The following is a 17,678-nucleotide window of genomic DNA, read 5'->3' as shown; positions in this document are numbered from 1 at the left end:
GTGACCGGTTGCCCGGGGAACCGCCGGGTACACCCGACGATCATGACCACACCCTGTGAAGAGGAGAAGAACGTTGCCGAGACTATGCCTTCACCTTTCGAAGTCAAGAGGGTGTGATGAAGAAGTCCGCCAGGAGTTCGAAGGATCTCGACTTCAAGAAGTGAAGAGCGACGGATGGTTACTCGTCGGTTACCCCGAGACGGGTCCGGTCGTCACCGGGTGCGCCCCGGCAGCGGGGGCCGGCAGGCCGGTGCGGTCCGCCGGCCGGCGCAGCCGCTGGCTGATGACCTTGGAGACGCCGTCGCCCTGCATGGAGACCCCGTACAGCGCGTCGGCGACCTCCATGGTCCGCTTCTGGTGGGTGATCACGATCAGCTGGGAGCTCTCCTGGAGTTCCTCCATGATCCGGATCAGCCGCTGCAGATTGGTGTCGTCCAGCGCCGCCTCGACCTCGTCCATCACGTAGAACGGGCTGGGCCTGGCCTTGAAGATCGACACCAGCAGGGCCACCGCGGTCAGGGACCGCTCGCCGCCCGACAGCAGGGACAGCCGCTTGACCTTCTTGCCCGGCGGGCGGGCCTCCACGTCCACGCCGGTGGTCAGCATGTCGTCCGGGTCGGTGAGGACCAGTCGGCCCTCGCCGCCGGGGAAGAGGCGGGAGAACACCCCCTCGAACTCCCGGGCGGTGTCCCGGAACGCCTCGGTGAACACCTGCTCGACCCGCTCGTCCACCTCCTTGACCACCCGCAGCAGGTCGGCCCGGGTCTTCTTCAGGTCCTCCAGCTGCTCGGAGAGGAACCGGTGCCGCTCCTCCAGTGCCGCGAACTCCTCCAGCGCCAGCGGGTTGACCTTCCCCAGCTGCTGGTAGGCGCGTTCGGCCGCCTTCAGCCGCTTCTCCTGCTCGGCCCGGACGAACGGCACCGGACGGTTCCGCGGGTGCCCGGGGTCCTCCGGCAGCCGCTCCCCGTCGGCCGGCGGCGACGGGGGAACCGGCTGGTCCGGGCCGTACTCGGCGAGCAGCACGGCCGGCTCGACGCCCAGTTCCTCCATGGCCCTGGTCTCCAGCTGCTCGATGCGCAGCCGCTTCTCGGCCCCCAGCACCTCACCGCGGTGCACCGAGTCCGTCAGCTTGTCCAGCTCCGCGGCGAGTTCCCGGCCCCGCTCGCGCTCGGCGGTCAGTTCCCGCTCCCGCTCGCCGCGCAGGCGTTCGGCGGTGTCGCGGTCGGCCGCCGCCCGCGCCAGGGACACCTCCACGTGGGCCAGCAGCTGCCGGGCGCCGGCGGCCACCGCGGCGGCCACCCGCGCCTCGTTCCGCAGCCGGGCCCGCCGCTGCTCGGCACGGGCCCGCGCCTCGCGCTCGGCACGGGCGGCCCGGTCCAGCGCGTCGGCGCGCCCGGCCAGCCCCTTGACCCGCTCCTCGTGGGTACGGACCTGGAGCCGGGCCTCCATCTCGGTCTGCCGGGCGTTGGCGCCGTCCGCGGCCAGCCGGTCGCGTACCGCGGTGTCGGGCTCCTCCAGGCCGCCGTCACCGGCGGCCTGCTCCTCGGCGACCGCCAGCTGTTCGGCCAGCTCCTCGGCCCGCTCCCGGGCGGCGTGCAGCGCCTCCTCGGCCCGGGCCACCGCGGCCGCGCCGCGCCCGGCCTCCCCGGCGGCCGCCCTGGCCTGCCCGGCCAGTCGCCCCAGCGCCTGCGCGACCTGCGACTTCTCCCGGTCCGCGGCGCTGCGGCGGGCGGCCAGCCCGTCCACCTCGGCGGCGCACCGCTCCCGCCGCTCCGCCGCCTCGGCCTGGGCGCGGGCGAGTTCGGCGCACCGGGCGTCCAGGCCGGCCAGACGGGCCGCGGCCTCGTCCACCGACGCCTGGACCTCCAGCAGGCTGGGGGCGCCGGCCGAACCGCCGTGCGCGTAGTGCGCGCCGAGCAGGTCACCCTCGGCGGTGACGGCGGTCCACCGCGGGTCCGCGGCGACCACGTCCTCGGCCTCCTCCAGGGTGCGGACCACCACCACGTCGCGCAGCAGCCGGCGGACCGCGGCCACCAGGCCGGGCGGCCCGCTCACCAGGTCCGCCGCCGGCCGTGCGCCGGGCGGGACTGGCGCGGCCGGCGGGGGGTGCGGCGCGGCAGGCCCGTCCAGCAGCAGGGCGGCGCGCCCGGCGTCCTGCTTCCGCAGCAGCCGCAGGGCGTCGGCCGCCGCGGCCGGGCCGGAGACGGCCACGGCGTCGGCGGCGGCGCCCAGCGCGGCGGCGACCGGCACCTCGTGGCCGGGGGCGACGGTGAGCAGTTCGGCGGCCGGTCCGAGCAGCCCGGCCAGGTGGCCGGAGGCGGCCAGCAGCGTGCCGCTGCCGTCCTTGCGACGCAGGCCGAGGGCGAGCGCCTCGTGGCGGGCGGCGGTGGCGGCGCGTTCGCGTTCGGCGGCGGTGGCGGCCTCCCGGGCGGCGGTCCAGGCCGCGTCGGCATCGGCCAGGGCCCGCCGGGCGGCCTCGTGGCGCTCGGCCAGGGCCAGGTCACCGGCGTCCAGCCCGTCCACCTCGGCCTGCCGCCGCTCGTACTCCTCCTGCGCGGCGGCGGCCCGCTGCCGGGCCTCGTCGGCGGCGAGCACCAGCCGGTCGATCTCGGCCTGGGCGGAGGCGGCCCGGCCGCGGGCGGCGGTGACCTGGCCGGTCAGCCGGGCAATGCCCTCCCGGCGGTCGGCCACGGCGCGGGCCGCGTCCTTGAGGCGGCGCTCCTCCTCGGCCAGCCGGCGCTCCAGTTCGGCGCGGTGGCCGACGGTGTCCTCCAGGGCCCGGCTCGCCGCCTCCAGGGCGGCCGTCAGCTCCGCCTCCTGCTCCCTGATCCGGGCGGCCTCCCGCTCCAGGTCCTCCGGGTCCCGGCCGCGCCGCTCCTCCACCGGGGCGGAGGTGGCGCCGGCCACCCGGGCGTCGGCGAGGCTGATGGTGCCGCGCACCCGCTCGGCGAGCTGGGACAGCTCGTACCAGGTCTGCTGGGCCCGCCGGAGCCGGGGGGTGAGCGTGCGCACCTGCTCCTCCAGCGCGGCCTCCCGCCGCCGGGCGGCCTGCAGCCGGGCCTCGGCGGCCTCCTTGCGCTCCTTGAGGGCGGCCTCGTCGGCGATCTCGGCGCGCAGCGCCTCGCGCAGGGTGACCAGGTCGTCGGCGAGCAGCCGCAGCCGGGCGTCCCGCAGGTCCGCCTGGATCACCGCGGCCCGGCGGGCCACCGCGGCCTGCCGGCCCAGGGGTTTGAGCTGCCGGCGCAGCTCGTCGGTGAGGTCCTGGACGCGGGCCAGGTTGGCCCGCATGGCGTCCAGCTTGCGCAGCGCCTTCTCCTTGCGCTTGCGGTGCTTGAGGACCCCGGCGGCCTCCTCGATGAAGGCGCGGCGCCCGGCCGGGTCGGCGTGCAGCACCGAGTCGAGCTGGCCCTGGCCGACGATGACGTGCATCTCCCGGCCGATGCCGGAGTCGGAGAGGAGTTCCTGGATGTCCAGCAGCCGGCAGGTGTCGCCGTTGATCTGGTACTCGCTGCCGCCGTTGCGGAACATGGTCCGGGTGATGGTGACCTCGGCGTACTCGATCGGCAGGGCGCCGTCGGAGTTGTCGATGGTCAGCGAGACCTCGGCCCGGCCCAGCGGGGGGCGGCCGGTGGTCCCGGCGAAGATGACGTCCTCCATCTTCCCGCCGCGCAGCGACTTCGCGCCCTGCTCCCCCATCACCCAGGACAGCGCGTCCACGACGTTGGACTTGCCCGACCCGTTGGGGCCGACGACGCAGGTGATGCCCGGTTCGAAGCGGAGCGTCGTGGCGGAGGCGAAGGACTTGAAGCCTCGTAGCGTCAGGCTCTTGAGGTGCACGCCGTGGGACTCTACTCCCTGGGTTCCGGCCCCCGGATTCCGTCACCTTTTCGGTTTCGCCCAGGAAGGCGGGGGGCACATCCATCGGTAAGGAACGCTCAGGTGCCACCGGAGCGGCATCCGGACGAACGTCGGGGGAGCCGGTACGAACGTCTGAGGAGCGGGGGGAAGAAACGACGAAGGGACGCCGAGGCGTCCCTTGCAGATTCTCGAAGCGGCTGACTATGCAGCCCGGCCGGCCCCGGAGGGGACGCGGTCAGGCAAGCGCAGGCTCCGCCTTGGACACGTCGATGCCGTCGAGGAGTGAGTCGCCCCGGCGAGCGGCGGCGGCCGACAGTGCGTCGTTCTCGGCCTGCATCCGTACCAGCTCGGATTCCAGGTCCTGGACACGCTGCTGAAGCCGTCGCATTTCGGCGAGGACTCGGGGGTCGGAACCGCCGACGTATCCGAGAAGCGCCTTTGCCATTTTGGATGGTCCTCCACACTGAGTGACCGACCGATGCGGTGTGGGTCGTGAGGGATTTTCGCACCCGCGGTGCCCGCCATTCCTTTGCCGTGCTCAATGGCGAACATGCGAGGTGCGCGGGGCTTCCAGAGTCTCACCAAAAGGTGGGCCGGTCAACACGATCACACCCCGCATCATCTGCCGGGCCCAGGGCACACTGCGGCCGGACGGCGGCAGCGCCCGCTCGTCGGGGCCCCGTCGGGGTGGAGAGATCTTCCTTGGCCCGCAGCCTTCCACGGGACGGCGGAATTGGCAACCACCAGCCGGTTTCCGCCGGGCGCACATCCGCGCGCCGGCCCCGGGCGCCGGTGCGCGGGCGCCCGCCGCGGCCGGTCGTCAGCGGGTCTCGAAGCCCCGGTAACCGCCGCGCGGTGTGCCCCAGATCTCGGTGACTCCGTCCACGCGCCCGGGCGTGTCGTCCCCGCGCAGCCAGTCGAGCAGCCGCTCGCACGCCGGCCGGGGCCCCTCGGCGACCACCTGCACCCGGCCGTCGTCGAGGTTCGAGGCGAAACCGGTGAGGTCCCCGATGGCGAGTGCGGTGGCCCGGGTGTACCAGCGGAAGCCGACACCCTGCACCCGGCCGCGGACCCAGGCGGTGAGGCGGACGTTGTCAGTCATGGGGGCACGCTAACCGTCCGGCCGCCGCCGGGCCGTACCCGGGACCGCCGGGCGGGGGCGGGGCCGGCCATGGCGTACAGTCCCGGCTCAACAAGACTCACTCGAACGAGTGACGCTGGTTGAGCTGAGGACTGAGGAGGACCGTGGATGGGCCGCCATCGGCGCTCCGCTCCCGTTCCGCCGCCGGAGCCGCCGCCCGGCACACCGCGCGCCCGCGTCGCGCCCCGCCGGTCGCCGGGTACCCGCTTCGGCCGGACGGCGCCGGTCCGCACCGGGCTGCTGGGCGGGACGGCGGCCGTGCTGCTGGGCGCGCTGGCCGTGCACTCCGGGGTCCTGGTCGCCGGGCCCGGCCCGGCCGGCGGTCCGGGCCGACCGGGTCCGGGTCGGCGCGCCGCCCGGGGCGGGCCCGGTCACCCGCCGGCGCCGGCCCCGAGACCGCCCTCCCCGTCCGGCCCCTCACCACCCCGCCGCGGACCGCGCGCCCCGGACACCCGGCCACGCCCATCTGGCGGACCTCCACCCGGCACCGCCGGACCGTCCACCACCGCCCGCGCCCCGTCCGCCTCCGCCGGCCGGCCCGACGGCCACCCCTTCGGCGGGGGACCGTCCGGGCCCCGGGGGCCGTGGACCCGGCCGGCGCCCACCGCGACGGCCACGGCCACCGGCACGGCCGCGCCCCCGCCGACCGGTACGCCCACCGGCCCGGCACCGTCCGACGCGGCGGCGCGCGAGGTGCTCACGCTGGTCAACCAGGAGCGGACCGCCGCGGGCTGCGCACCGCTCACCGCCGACCCCCGGCTCGCCGCACTGGCCCGGGACTTCAGCGAGGACATGGCGGTGCGCGGCTTCTTCGGCCACACCGACCCGGACGGCCGGGACCCGTTCGAGCGCGCCCGGCAGGCGGGCATCGACACCCTGGGCGCGGAGAACATAGCGCGCGGACAGCCGGACGCCCGGTCGGTGATGGACTCGTGGATGGACAGCCCCGGCCACCGGGCGAACATCCTCGACTGCGACTTCCGCACCCTGGGGGTGGGGGTGTACTTCGGCGAGGGCGGCCCCTGGTGGACCCAGGCGTTCGGCCGCTGACCGGCGCGGCCCCGCGGGCGGCCGGCGGCCCCACCGGAGCCGGTGCCTCCCTCTCCCCACCGTCCCGGAGGTGGTGACCGCTTCAACCCCGCCGGCCCGGGGCCCGTGGCCCCTCCCGCCCCGCCGGTCCGAACCGGCGGCCGGTGCGCACGCTCCCCGGCCGGCCTGGGTCCCCAACCGCCGCGGGCACCGGCCGTATCGCGGTTGCCCGGCCGAATCACGGTTGCCGTGTACCGCCGCGCCGCGAGAGCCTCCCGGCATGATCGGAATACGCGTGCTGACGGCGGACGACTGGCGCCGGTGGCGCGAGCTGAGGCTGGCCGCGCTCGCCGAAGCCCCGTACGCCTTCGGGGCCACCCTCGCGCAGTGGCAGGGGGACGGTGACCGGGAGGAGCGCTGGCGCGCCCGGCTGTCCATCCCCGGCTCCCGCAACGTCCTCGCCCTGCTCGACGGCGTGCCGGCCGGAATGGCCGCGGTCCCTTGCGCCGCGGCCGGAACGATCTCGCTGTGGGTCGGGGGCGCGGGGCCGGGGCGCGGTGTCGGCGACCGGCTGATCCGCGAGGTCGAGGAGTGGGCGGTGCGGGAGCGGGCGGAGGTCCTGCGGCTGGCGGTGGCGCACGGGAACGAGCACGCGCTCGCGCTCTACCGCCGCCACGGCTTCGCGCCCGCCGGACGGCCGGACGCCGCGGCGCCGGACGGGCGGCCGGAGCAGATCATGGAGAAGCGTCTGCGCGCCGGCTGACGACCGCGCCGCCCGGCCGGTGCGCCGGCCGGTTCCCCGGGCGCCGGCACCGGGGAACCAGGCCGTCGATCGGCCTCGCCGGCCCGGGACCACGGCCGGCCTCGCCCGCCCGGGAGCCCCGGCGCGGCCCGGCCGGCCCGGACCGCCGGTCGGCGCCGGCCGCCCCGGGTCAGCGCGGCCGGGGCGGGCGCTGGCAGCGGGGGCAGAAGTAGCTGGAGCGGTTCATCCACGGGCGGCGGCGGATCGGTGTGCCGCAGCGGCGGCACGGCTCGTCCTCGCGTCCGTAGGCGTCCAGCGAGCGGGAGAAGTAGCCCGACTCCCCGTTCACGTTCACGTAGAGGCTGTCGAAGCTGGTCCCGCCGGCCGCGAGCGCGTCGGTCATCACCTCGCGGATGTGCGCCAGGAGTTCGGCGGTGCGCGGCCGGGTGAGGGTGGCCGTGGGCCGTTCGTAGTGGAGCCGGGTGCGCCACAGCGCCTCGTCGGCGTAGATGTTGCCGACGCCGCTGATCAGCGACTGGTCCAGCAGCGCGCGTTTGACGGTGGTACGGCGGCGGCGCAGCGCGTCGTGGAAGGCGGCGTCGTCGAAGGCGGGGTCGAGCGGGTCCCGCGCGATGTGCGCGATGACGTCCGGCAGGCCGTCCTCGGCGCCGGGGACCGTGCCGTGCAGGGAGAGTCCGCCGAAGGTGCGCTGGTCGACGAAGCGCAGCTCGGTGCCGGCCGCCTCGCCCAGCGCCGCCGGTCCCGGTGAGTCGGTGAACCCGATGCGGATGCGCAGGTGCTTCTCGTCGGGCATGTCCTGCGGCTGCACCAGCAGTTGGCCGCTCATCCCCAGGTGGGCGAGGACGGCGAGGTCGGCACCCTCGACCGGGAGCCACAGGTACTTGCCGCGGCGGCGCGCCTCGCCGATGCGGTGGCCGGTGAGCCGGGCCGCGAAGTCGGCGGCGCCGGCGGGGTGGCGGCGGACCGCGCGCGGGTGGAGCACCTCCACAAAGGCGACGGTCCGCCCGCTCACCCAGCGCCGCAGTCCGCGGCGGACGACCTCTACCTCGGGCAGCTCTGGCACGGTTCTCCTCAAGGTCGGCCGGCCCGGCGGTCCGCTCCGGCCGGGCGGACCCGCACCGGCCGGATACAACGCGGCGGCCTGCGGCGGTTCCGCGGGGGGGGCGGCACGGGCGGGCCGGATTCCCGGTGCCGGGGGGCCGGTGCGGGATGGGTGCGGTGGTCCGCCGGGCGGACCGGCGCCGTCCCCGGCGGACCGGGGCGACGTGGGGACCGGCGGCCGCGGGGCGGGACGTCGTGGGCCGGGGGCTGTGGGGGGAGGACGCGCCGCGGGTCCCGCCCGCCGGAAGCGGGCGGACCCGGCCGGGCGCTGGCCCCCGCGGGTGGCGGTCACCGGGCCGGGTACGCCCGGCCCGGTTCAGCGGGACGCGCCCTCGGCCGCGTCGGCGGTGCCGGCCGTGGCCGTACCGCCGCCGTCACCGTCGCCGTCACCGGATCCGGCGCCGGTCGCGGCGTCCGCCTCGGTGCCGGCACCGGCGACCGCGGCCTGCGCGGCGTCGGCCGCCGCGCGGATCGCCCGCCAGGCGGCCTCGGCCGCCTGCTGCTCCGCTTCCTTCTTGCTGCGGCCGGTGCCGGTGCCGTACGCGACACCACCGACGCGGGCAGCAGCCGTGAAGGTCTTCTCGTGGTCCGGGCCGGTCTCCGAGACCAGGTACTCCGGAACGCCGAGTCCCTCGGTGGCGGTCAGCTCCTGGAGACTGGTCTTCCAGTCCAGGCCTGCGCCGAGGTTGGAGGACTTCTCGATGAGCGGGTCGAAGAGCCGGTGCACCAGTTCGGCGGCGGCGTCCAGTCCCTTGTCTAGATAGACCGCGCCGATCACCGCCTCCAGGGTGTCGGCCAGGATCGATGCCTTGTCCCGGCCGCCGGTGCCCTCTTCACCCCGGCCGAGCCGGATGAAGGCACCGAGGTCGAGGCCGCGGCCCACCTCCGCCAGTGCGCGCGAGTTGACCACCGCGGCCCGCAGCTTGGCCAGCTGGCCCTCGGGCAGGTCGGGGTGGATGCGGTACAGCGTGTCGGTGACCACCAGGCCGAGCACCGAGTCCCCCAGGAACTCCAGCCGCTCGTTGGTGGGCAGTCCGCCGTTCTCGTACGCGTAGGAGCGGTGGGTCAGCGCACGCACCAGAAGGGCGGACTCAAGCTGATACCCGAGCCGCCCTTCCAGGAGCGTGTGGGACGAGGCTGTGTCCGCCGGCGCCTTCTTCGACGAGTTGCCGTCTGACATGAAGCCTGTCACCCGCCGATCAGACCGCGAGGACCTGACGCTTGTTGTAGGTGCCGCAGCTCGGGCACGCGATGTGCTGCAGCTTCGGCTCGTGGCAGCGCTCGCACGCCACCAGGGTGGGGACCGCAGCCTTCCACTGCGACCGGCGGTGGCGCGTGTTGCTGCGCGACATCTTCCGCTTCGGAACGGCCACGGCTACTTCTCCTGCTTCTCGTCGGCGCCCGCATCGGCGCCGCCCAAATCGTCCTTCTCGCCGTCCTTGGTGGTGTCGGCGAGTCCCTGCAGTGCCGCCCAGCGCATGTCCAGGGCGTCATGGTGGTGGTCCGGCTCGTCCGCCAGCCGCGCCCCGCACTCGGAGCACAGACCCGGGCAGTCCTCCCGGCACACCGGCTGCAGCGGCAGTGCCAGCACCACCGCGTCCCGCAGCACGGGTTCGAGGTCGAGCAAGTCGTCCTCGACGAAGAGGGTGTCCTCCTCCTCGGCGTCGTCGTCAAGGTCCGCGTCGCGGCCCCAGGCGTCGGCGTCGGGGTAGGAGTACATCTCCTGGAAGTCCACTGTGAGCTCTCGCTCCAGCGGCTCCAGACACCTTACGCACTCCCCGGTGAGCGGCGCACGGGCGGTGCCTGTGACGAGCACCCCTTCCATGACCGACTCCAGCCGGAGGTCGAGTTCCACGGTCGCGTCCCGGGGCACCCCGATGACCTCGATGCCGAGGTTCTCGGGTGCGGGCACCGAGCGGGAGAGCCGCTTGAGCGCACCGGGACGCCGGCCCAGCTCGCGTGTGTCGAACACGAGCGGGGCGCGATGGTCGAGGCGGGCGTTCAGGGCTTCCTGCTTTCTCCGTGCGGTGCGCCGCCCGTCGCCGGTGCGCCGCGGGCAGCCTGGATCGCGGATGTGGCGCGACCGAAGAGCCAGGATACTGGACGGGGCGCCGTACACCCAATCCGGACCTGGTCACCGCGGCCGGCGCCGCCCCGCCCCGCTCCGCTCCGGCCTCGCCCCGGAGCGGAGCGGAGCGGGGCGCCACCGCAGCGGGCCGTACGGCGGTGTCCTCCGTCGCCCCGCGCCGGCCGCCGCTCAGCGGCCCTGCTCGTACTCCCGCAGCTGGTCCAGGTTGATCATGCTGGTGTCGAAGAAGCTGGTCTCGTCGAGCGCCGCGCCGCCCGGCTGCGGCGGGATGCCCGGGTGCGGGGGCTGCGGGACGTGCCCGGTGGCGGCGTGTGCCGCCGGGGCCTGTCCGTAGCCGCCGGCCTGGTGGCCGGGGGCGGCGCCGTAGCCCTGACCGTCCGCGGAGCCGTAGCCCTGGCCGTCGGGGGCACCGTAGCCCTGGCCGTCCGCCGCGCCGTAGCCCTGGCCGCCGTGGGTGCCGTAGCCGGACTGCTGCCAGCCGTAGGCGTCCGGCTGCGCGTAGTCGCCGGCGGTGGTGGCGGTGGCGTAGGGGCCGGCGGGCTGCGGCTGCGGGTACGGCTGCTGATGGCCGTAGCCGCCCTGCCCCGGGTCGGACTGCGGGTACTGCGGGTACTGCGGCTGCTGGTGGCCGGCGGCGGCCGGGTAGGGCTCCGGCTGGGCGGGGACGGCGGGCGCAGCGGGCGGCGCGGTGGGCACCGGGGGCGCGCCGGCGGGGACGGCCGGGTCCGCGCCGGTGGCCGGCCGGGGCTGGGCGAGGTGGGCGAGGAAGTCCGCGTCGCTGGTGGTGGGCGCGAACCCGGCCGCCTGGGCGTCCTGGGCGGCGATGTGCGCGCCCAGTTCGTCGGCGGGGCGGGCGCCGAGCAGCTTCTGCCGGCCGCGGCCGACCGCCTCCAGCGTCTTGGCCAGCACCGCGGAGACCGCGCCGAGCTTGGCGTCCACGTACTCGTCGGCGCGGCGGCGCAGCGTCTCGGGGTCCGCGCTGCGCTCCGGGCCCTCGTCGGGGAAGCCGGCGCCGGGGCCGGGCGCGCGGCCCAGCAGCTTCTCCCGGCCCCGGTCCACCGAACCGATGGTCTTGGTGAGGACCACCTCGAAGTTGGCGAGCTTGCTGTCCACGTAGTCGTCCGCCTCGGCCCGGACCTCCTCGGCCTCCCGGCGGGCCTCGGCGAGGATGCGGTCGGCCTCCTCCTGAGAGGTGCGGGCGATCTCGGTGGCGGCGATCAGGGCGGCGCGCTCGGCCCGGGCGGACTCGATGATCCGCTCGGCCTCCCGGCGGGCCTCCTCGACCACCTGCTCCCGGCCGCCGAGCACCTCCTGCGCCTGGGCGAGGGAGCCGGGCAGCGCGGAGCGGACCTCTTCCAGCATGGCGAGCAGCTCGGCGCGGTTGACCACGCAGGAGGCCGACATGGGCATGGACCGGGCGCTGCCGACGGTGCCGACGATCTCGTCGAGCTTCTTCGATACGTCCACCTGGGTGCTCGCCACTCTCTTTGACGGATGGGGAACGAACGGGACGACTGTACGGCCAGCGGCGCCCCGCCCGACACCCGCTGACGGTGCGTCAGCCCCGGCCGCGCTCGGCCAGCCGCTCGGTGAGCGCGGCCAGTACCGGCGGCGGCACCAGGTGCGCCACGTCGCCGCCCCAGGCCGCCACCTCCTTGACCAGGCTGGAGGAGAGGAAGCTGTAGGTGGGGTTGGTCGGGACGAAGAGCGTCTCCACCCCGGACAGCCCGTTGTTCATCTGGGCCATCTGGAGTTCGTAGTCGAAGTCGCTGACGGCGCGCAGCCCCTTGACGATGGCGGGGATGTCGCGCTGCTTGCAGAAGTCGACCAGCAGGCCGTGGAAGGACTCCACCTGGACGTTGCCGTACTCGGCGGTGGTCCGGCGGAGCAGGTCCATGCGCTCCTCCACGGTGAACATGCCCTGCTTCGATTTGTTGATCATCACGGCGACGTGGACCACGTCGTAGAGCCGGGAGGCTCGCGCGATGATGTCGAGGTGTCCATTGGTCACGGGGTCGAACGACCCCGGACAGACGGCGCGGCGCAACGGTGTTCCCTCGCTCTCGGGTCCGGTCATGACGCGATCTCACACGTCGAGGCGGCGCGACCGTACCAAAGCGTGCCCTCGCCGTAGCGCCGGGCCCGCAGCCCCTCGAACCCGGCCGGCCAGCCGAACTCCCCGCCTCTGGTGCTCCGCTCCACGGTGACCAGCGCGTCGGGCGTGAGCCAGCGGTTACGGAGGAGTGTGAGCAGGATCTCCCGGAGATCGTCGTCGCCGACGACGTAGGGGGGGTCGAGGAAGACCACGTCGTACGGCTCGCCGGCCGGCGGATGGGCGATCAGCTGCTCGGCGCGGGCGGTCCGCAGTTCGGCGCCGGGCAGCCCGAGCGTGGTGATGTTGGCGGCGATGACCCGGGCGGCGCGCCGGTCGGACTCGACCAGCAGCGCGTGGGCGGCGCCGCGGGACAGGGCCTCCAGCCCGACCGCGCCGGAACCGCCGTACAGGTCCAGGACGCGGGTGCCCTCCAGCGTGCCCAGCAGGGACTGCCAGCTGGCGAAGAGGCCCTCCCTGGCCCGGTCGGAGGTCGGGCGGGTGCCGGTGCCCGGCGGCACGGCCAGGCGGCGGCCTCCGGCGGCTCCGGCGATCACGCGGGTCATGACGGGGCGTCCTTCACGGCAGGGGCGGGCGGGCCGGGTCGGCCCGTGCTCCCACGATATGGCGTCGGCGGGCGTCACCCCTTGTCGAGGTAGCGCTCGCGCTCGGCGTCGAGCAGCGCGTCCAGCGCGGTGCGCAGCTCGGGCAGCGCGGTCAGCTCGGGGTCGGCGCGCACGGTGGCCACCGCCTCCTCGCGGGCCGCCGCGATGACCTCCTCGTCCTCGATGACGGTGAGCATGCGCAGCGAGGAGCGGACGCCGGACTGGGCCTGCCCCAGGACGTCCCCCTCGCGCCGCTGCTCCAGGTCGATGCGGGAGAGTTCGAAGCCGTCCAGGGTGGCGGCCACCGCGTCCAGCCGGGCCCGGGCGGGGGCGGCCGGCGGCATGTCGGTGACCAGCAGGCACAGGCCGGGGGCGGAGCCGCGGCCGACCCGGCCGCGGAGCTGGTGCAGCTGGGAGACGCCGAACCGGTCCGCGTCCATGATCACCATGACGGTGGCGTTGGGGACGTTGACGCCCACCTCGATGACGGTGGTGGCGACCAGGACGTCCACCTCGCCCGCCGCGAAGCGCCGCATCACGTCGTCCTTGGCCTCCGGGGCCATCCGCCCGTGCAGGATCTCGATCCGCAGTCCGCGCAGCGGTCCGGCGGCGAGCTGCGCGGCGACCTCGGTGACGGCCAGCGGGGGGCGTTTGTCGGCGGCGTCCTCGGGGCCGGTCTTCGCGGAGCTGCCCGTCTCCTCGTCCTCGTCGCCGATGCGCGGGCACACCACGTACGCCTGGTGCCCGGCCTCGGCCTCCTCCCGTACCCGCTCCCAGGCGCGGGCGAGGAAGTGCGGTTTGTCCTGGGCGGGCACCACGTGGCTGGCGATCGGGGAGCGGCCGGCCGGCAGCTGGTCGAGCACCGAGGTCTCCAGGTCGCCGAAGACGGTCATGGCCACGGTGCGCGGGATGGGGGTGGCGGTCATCACCAGCAGGTGCGGGGGCTGCTTGCCCTTGCCGCGCAGCGCGTCCCGCTGCTCGACGCCGAAGCGGTGCTGTTCGTCCACGACCACCAGGCCCAGGTCGTGGAAGGCCACCTTGTCCTCGATCAGGGCGTGGGTGCCGATGACGATGCCGGCCTCGCCGGTGACCAGGTCCAGCAGCGCCTGGCGGCGGGCGGCGGTGCCCATGGAGCCGGTGAGCAGCACCACCTTGGTGCCCTGTTCGGCCCCGCCCAGGAGCCCGCCCTCGGCGAGGTCGCCCATCATCTCCACCACCGAGCGGTGGTGCTGCTGGGCGAGGACCTCGGTGGGGGCGAGCATCGCGGCCTGGCCGCCGGCGTCCACCACCGCGAGCATGGCGCGCAGCGCGACCATCGTCTTGCCGGAGCCGACCTCGCCCTGGAGCAGCCGGTGCATCGGGTGGTCGGTGGCCAGGTCGTCGAAGATCTCCCGGCTGACCTTGCGCTGTCCCTCGGTGAGTTCGAACGGGAGCCGGGCGTCGAAGGCGTCCAGCAGTCCGCCGGCGCGGGGGCGGCGGGGCACCGCGGGGAGCTGGGCGTCGGCGTGCCGGCGCCGGGCCAGGGCGACCTGGAGCACGAACGCCTCGTCCCACTTCAGCCGGTCCCGGGCGGTGGCGACGTCCGCCTTGCTGCCCGGCCGGTGGATCTTGCGGAGGGCGTCGGGCAGGGTGGTCAGCCCGCGTCCCTCGCGCAGCGCGGGCGGCAGCGGGTCCACCGCGTCGTCGGCGCTGGGCAGCACCGCGTCGACCGCCTTGGAGATCTTCCAGGAGGCCATCTGCTGGCAGGCGGGGTAGAGCGGGATGAGCCGGCCGGCGAAGGCGTCCACGGCGTCGGTGCCGCTGTCGGCGTCCAGCAGCTGGTACTCGGGGTGGGCGAGCTGGAGCTTGCGGTTGAAGACCGAGACCTTCCCGGCGAACATGGCCCGGCGGCCGGGCAGCAGGTCCTTGTGCGGCTTGTGGACGCCCCGGCCGAAGAAGACCAGCTGGAGCCGGCCGCTGCCGTCGGTGAGGGTGACCTCCAGCCGCTGTCCCCGGCCGTGGTTGAAGGTGTGCACCCGGGCGTCGGCGACCTGGGCGACCACCGTGACGTGCTCGTCCAGGGGCAGCTCGGACAGCCGGGTCAGCTCACCCCGCTCGGCGTACCGCCGCGGGTAGTGGTGCAGCAGGTCGCCGACGGTGTGCAGGTCGAGGTGGTCGGCCAGCACCTTCGCGGTGTTGCCGCCGAGGATCTTCTTCAGGGGTTCATCCAGCGCGGGCACGCTCTTATTGCACACCACGGGTGCGACATCGGGCGCAGGCACCACGGGGTGGCGGGCCGGGCGGCTGCTGCGCCGGGACGCGCGCGGGGTGGCGAGCGCCGGCGGTGGGGCGGGCCCCGGGCGGCGGTGGGCCCTGCTGTGGGGGCGGGCGGTGGGATGGGCCGGGACGCGCGGGGTGGTGACCGCGGGCGGCGCAATGCGCGCCGGGGATGGGGACGGGACCACAAGCGGCGGAGGTTGTGGGGCCGGCGGTGGACGACGGGCCGGGACCACGGGCGGCGGGAAGCCCGGATGTGGGGGTACGGGCGGCGGACGGCGGGATGCCGGCGGGCGGGGACCGGGACGCGGGAGGGCGCGGGGCCCGGGCGGGCGGACGGGGTACAGGAGCACCGAGCGGTGGGCGGCGGGGCGCGCCGGCCGTGACGGAGGACCGGGGCACGTGCACGCGGGGGCGTCGGGCGACGGCGGGTGCGGCCGGAACGCCAGGGTGGCCGGAGGGGCCGGGTGCGGCGGCCGGAGACGGGGAAGGGCGGCCGACGGCGAGCCGGGGAAGGGGTCGGAAGGCGAACCGGGAGAGGCAGGACCGGCGACCCGGAGGCGGCCGGGGCCGAGATGGCGGCCGGGACCGGGGAGGCGGCCGGGGCCGGGGAAGGCGGTCCGGTGGGTCACTCCACGCCGATGATCAGCGGTACGCCGTGCTGCCCGCCCCGGTAGACCACGGTGTCCACGGCGAGGTACCTGCGCCGTACGTGCTCCTCCAGCTCCGTGGCCACCCCGTCGGCGACACCCGCGCCGAGCACCAGGGTGACCATCTCGCCGCCGGCCGCGAGCATCCGGTCCAGCACCGCCCGGGCGGCGGTGGGGACGTCGGGCCGGATCACGGCCACGTCGCCGTCGATCAGGCCGAGCACGTCGCCGGCCTGGCAGACCCCGGCCGTGGTCCACGACTCGTGCTCGGCCACGGCGAGTTCGGCGTGGCGGGTGGCGCCCGCCGCGGCCGTCATGGTGACCACGTCCTCGTCGAACCGGCGGCCCGGCTCGTGCACGGCGAGCGCGGCGATGCCCTGCACCGGGGACCGGGTGGGGATCAGGGCCACCCGGACGCCTTCGCCCCGGGCCTGCTCGGCGGCGGCCGCGGCGGTGTGCCGCAGGGCCGCGTCGTTGGGCAGCAGCACCACCTCGCGGGCGTGGGCGCGCCGCACCGCCTCCACCAGTTCGCCGCTGGCGGGCGGCTCCCCCGGGTCCGCGCCGACCACCGTGGCACCGGCCTCGGTGTACAGGGCGGCCAGGCCCTCGCCCGGCACCACCGCGACCACCGCGCGCGCCGCCGGCTCCGCCGGTGCCCGGCCCCCGGGGTGCGGCGCGGCGGTCCCGGCGCGGCCGGCGTCCGGCGCGCTGCCGAAGTGGGTGATGCGGATGCGGTACGGGCGGCCGGCCTGGATGCCGGCCTCCACCGCCGCGCCCGCGTCGTCCACGTGGACGTGCACGTTCCACAGCCCGTCGCCGCCGACCACCACCAGGCTGTCGCCGAGCGCGTCGAGCCGGTCGCGCAGCCGGGCGACGGCCGCGTCATCGGCCTCCAGCAGGTAGATCACCTCGAAGGCGGGACCGGACGCGGGCAGGGCCGGCGGCCGGCCGGGGCCAGGTGGTCCCCGGCGCCGCAACCCGCCGCGGGCCCGGCGGCCGGAACGGTGGCGGGCGGCACCGCGGGGGCCGGCGCGGCCGGGTCCGGGGCAGTGGCGTCCGGGCCGGTGGCGTCCGGACCGGTGGGGCGGTCACCCGGCCGTGGTCCGGGGCGGGCGGGGCGGGGGACCTCGCCGGAGAGGGCCTGGGCCAGCGCCCCGAGTATCGCGACCAGTCCGTAGCCCCCGGCGTCCACCACCCCGGCGCGGCCGAGCGGGCCGAGCTGGCCCGGGTGGCCGCCAGCGCGGCGCGGGCGCCGTCCCAGGCGGCGCGGGCCACCGCGGCCGGTCCCCGCCGGTCCGCCCGGCGGCGTCGGCGGCGGCCGCGGCGACGGTGAGCACGGTGCCCTCCACGGGGCGCGCCACGGCGGTGTAGGCGGACCGCACGGCGTTGCGCAGCCCTCGCCGGAGGGCGTCGGCGGCACGGTCCTCGGCGGTACGCGGCGGCCCGGGGGCCGGGGCGGACCGGGGCCTGGGGCAGGCTCGGGGGTCAGGCGGGCCCGGCCGGCGGCCCACCGGACGCGGGGCCGGGCCGGTGCCGCCGGCCGTCGCGGGCGCGTCCTCCCGCGCCCCGTGGTCCGGACCGGCACCGGGAGCGGCACTGCCACCGGGGCCGGCCACCAGGACGTCGGCCAGCCCGCGCAGCAGCTGGGCCAGGATGGTGCCGGAGTTGCCGCGGGCGCCGATGAGCGCGCCGTGGGCCATGGCCCGTACCGCCTCCCCCAGGGTGGGACGGGAGGCGGCGCCGGAGGCGGTGTGGCCGTTGAAGACCGCGTCGACGGCGTGTGCGGCGGACTCGGTGGTCAGGTAGAGGTTGGTGCCGGTGTCCCCGTCGGCGACCGGATAGACGTTGATGGCGTCGATGTCCTCGCGGGCCCGGCCGAGCGCCTCCAGCGCCAGCCCGCACCAGGTGCGTACCGCGACGGCGTCCAAGGGGTGCCCGAAGCCGGGACCGGGGTCGGGGGGAGTGTGCGGCACCTTGCTCCCTCCTGGAGTGCGAAGAAACACCGCGGGTGGGTGCGGTGAACGGCCGGGGCGGCCCACCGCAGGGTAGTCCGGCCCCGCGGTCCCGTCTGCGGGCCGGGGTGCCGGGGCGGCC

At 76.1% G+C, this 17,678-nt stretch carries 13 protein-coding genes and 1 pseudogene; 2 read left to right on the top strand and 12 right to left on the bottom strand.

Annotation, left to right across the window (positions count from 1 at the left end; translation table 11 throughout):
* Positions 1-189: 189 nt before the first annotated feature.
* From smc to IHE55_RS21620, 3 genes are all read right to left on the bottom strand, one after another.
* Positions 190-3,837 carry a chromosome segregation protein SMC gene (smc, locus tag IHE55_RS21630; RefSeq protein WP_197990537.1) on the bottom strand — a complete coding sequence of 1,216 codons (3,648 nt, stop codon included), beginning with the start codon at positions 3,835-3,837 and terminating at the stop codon, positions 190-192.
* Between the two features lie 256 nt (positions 3,838-4,093).
* On the bottom strand, positions 4,094-4,303 hold the full coding sequence (locus IHE55_RS21625) for a hypothetical protein (RefSeq protein ID WP_197990536.1): 210 nt from the start codon (positions 4,301-4,303) through the stop codon (positions 4,094-4,096).
* A gap of 375 nt (positions 4,304-4,678) precedes the next feature.
* Positions 4,679-4,960 carry an acylphosphatase gene (locus tag IHE55_RS21620; RefSeq protein ID WP_197990535.1) on the bottom strand — a complete coding sequence of 94 codons (282 nt, stop codon included), beginning with the start codon at positions 4,958-4,960 and terminating at the stop codon, positions 4,679-4,681.
* A 732-nt stretch (positions 4,961-5,692) separates the two neighbouring features.
* On the opposite strand from IHE55_RS21620, the gene IHE55_RS31605 reads away from it, so the two are divergent.
* Both IHE55_RS31605 and IHE55_RS21610 read left to right on the top strand, forming a co-directional pair.
* Positions 5,693-6,049 (top strand): CAP domain-containing protein, encoded by a 357-nt coding sequence (locus IHE55_RS31605; protein WP_307826769.1) that lies wholly within the window; start codon positions 5,693-5,695, stop codon positions 6,047-6,049.
* Between the two features lie 259 nt (positions 6,050-6,308).
* On the top strand, positions 6,309-6,791 hold the full coding sequence (locus IHE55_RS21610) for a GNAT family N-acetyltransferase (RefSeq protein ID WP_197990533.1): 483 nt from the start codon (positions 6,309-6,311) through the stop codon (positions 6,789-6,791).
* A 169-nt stretch (positions 6,792-6,960) separates the two neighbouring features.
* On the opposite strand, the gene mutM is transcribed toward IHE55_RS21610, so the two are convergent.
* The 9 genes and pseudogenes from mutM to IHE55_RS21565 all read right to left on the bottom strand — a co-directional run bounded on the left by mutM (position 6,961) and on the right by IHE55_RS21565 (position 17,557).
* Positions 6,961-7,854 (bottom strand): bifunctional DNA-formamidopyrimidine glycosylase/DNA-(apurinic or apyrimidinic site) lyase, encoded by an 894-nt coding sequence (gene mutM, locus IHE55_RS21605; RefSeq protein WP_197990532.1) that lies wholly within the window; start codon positions 7,852-7,854, stop codon positions 6,961-6,963.
* 354 nt (positions 7,855-8,208) lie between these two features.
* Positions 8,209-9,072, bottom strand: coding sequence for a ribonuclease III (gene rnc / locus IHE55_RS21600; protein WP_197990531.1), 864 nt, complete (start codon positions 9,070-9,072; stop codon positions 8,209-8,211).
* A gap of 19 nt (positions 9,073-9,091) precedes the next feature.
* On the bottom strand, positions 9,092-9,265 hold the full coding sequence (gene rpmF / locus IHE55_RS21595; protein WP_197990530.1) for a 50S ribosomal protein L32: 174 nt from the start codon (positions 9,263-9,265) through the stop codon (positions 9,092-9,094).
* A 2-nt stretch (positions 9,266-9,267) separates the two neighbouring features.
* Positions 9,268-9,864 carry a YceD family protein gene (locus tag IHE55_RS21590; protein WP_197990529.1) on the bottom strand — a complete coding sequence of 199 codons (597 nt, stop codon included), beginning with the start codon at positions 9,862-9,864 and terminating at the stop codon, positions 9,268-9,270.
* A 285-nt stretch (positions 9,865-10,149) separates the two neighbouring features.
* The gene (locus IHE55_RS21585; protein WP_197992153.1) at positions 10,150-11,448 is read right to left on the bottom strand and encodes a cell division initiation protein; all 1,299 of its coding nucleotides are present in this window, start codon (positions 11,446-11,448) and stop codon (positions 10,150-10,152) included.
* Between the two features lie 91 nt (positions 11,449-11,539).
* Positions 11,540-12,058 (bottom strand): pantetheine-phosphate adenylyltransferase, encoded by a 519-nt coding sequence (gene coaD / locus IHE55_RS21580; protein ID WP_197990528.1) that lies wholly within the window; start codon positions 12,056-12,058, stop codon positions 11,540-11,542.
* A complete protein-coding gene (gene rsmD / locus IHE55_RS21575; RefSeq protein WP_197990527.1) occupies positions 12,055-12,639 on the bottom strand; it encodes a 16S rRNA (guanine(966)-N(2))-methyltransferase RsmD in 585 nt (194 codons plus the stop codon). Before rsmD ends, coaD begins: the two co-directional genes overlap by 4 nt.
* Before the next feature lie 74 nt (positions 12,640-12,713).
* Positions 12,714-14,897 (bottom strand): ATP-dependent DNA helicase RecG, encoded by a 2,184-nt coding sequence (gene recG / locus IHE55_RS21570; protein ID WP_197990526.1) that lies wholly within the window; start codon positions 14,895-14,897, stop codon positions 12,714-12,716.
* 665 nt (positions 14,898-15,562) lie between these two features.
* A pseudogene (locus tag IHE55_RS21565) lies at positions 15,563-17,557 on the bottom strand (DAK2 domain-containing protein).
* Between the last annotated feature and the right edge of the window lie 121 nt (positions 17,558-17,678).

Source organism: Streptomyces pactum (assembly GCF_016031615.1).
GTDB lineage: Bacteria > Actinomycetota > Actinomycetes > Streptomycetales > Streptomycetaceae > Streptomyces > Streptomyces pactus.
The sequence above is the reverse complement of the archived record's forward strand: the minus strand, read 5'-3'. Positions and strand labels throughout refer to the sequence as shown.

Excerpts from the sequence above, each read along its gene's own strand:
- IHE55_RS21625 (WP_197990536.1), bottom strand. The coding sequence starts at position 4,303 with ATGGCAAAGGCGCTTCTCGGATACGTCGGCGGTTCCGACCCCCGAGTC.
- IHE55_RS21620 (WP_197990535.1), bottom strand. The coding sequence starts at position 4,960 with ATGACTGACAACGTCCGCCTCACCGCCTGGGTCCGCGGCCGGGTGCAG.
- IHE55_RS21610 (WP_197990533.1), top strand. The coding sequence starts at position 6,309 with ATGATCGGAATACGCGTGCTGACGGCGGACGACTGGCGCCGGTGGCGC.
- rnc (WP_197990531.1), bottom strand. The coding sequence starts at position 9,072 with ATGTCAGACGGCAACTCGTCGAAGAAGGCGCCGGCGGACACAGCCTCG.
- coaD (WP_197990528.1), bottom strand. The coding sequence starts at position 12,058 with ATGACCGGACCCGAGAGCGAGGGAACACCGTTGCGCCGCGCCGTCTGT.
- rsmD (WP_197990527.1), bottom strand. The coding sequence starts at position 12,639 with ATGACCCGCGTGATCGCCGGAGCCGCCGGAGGCCGCCGCCTGGCCGTG.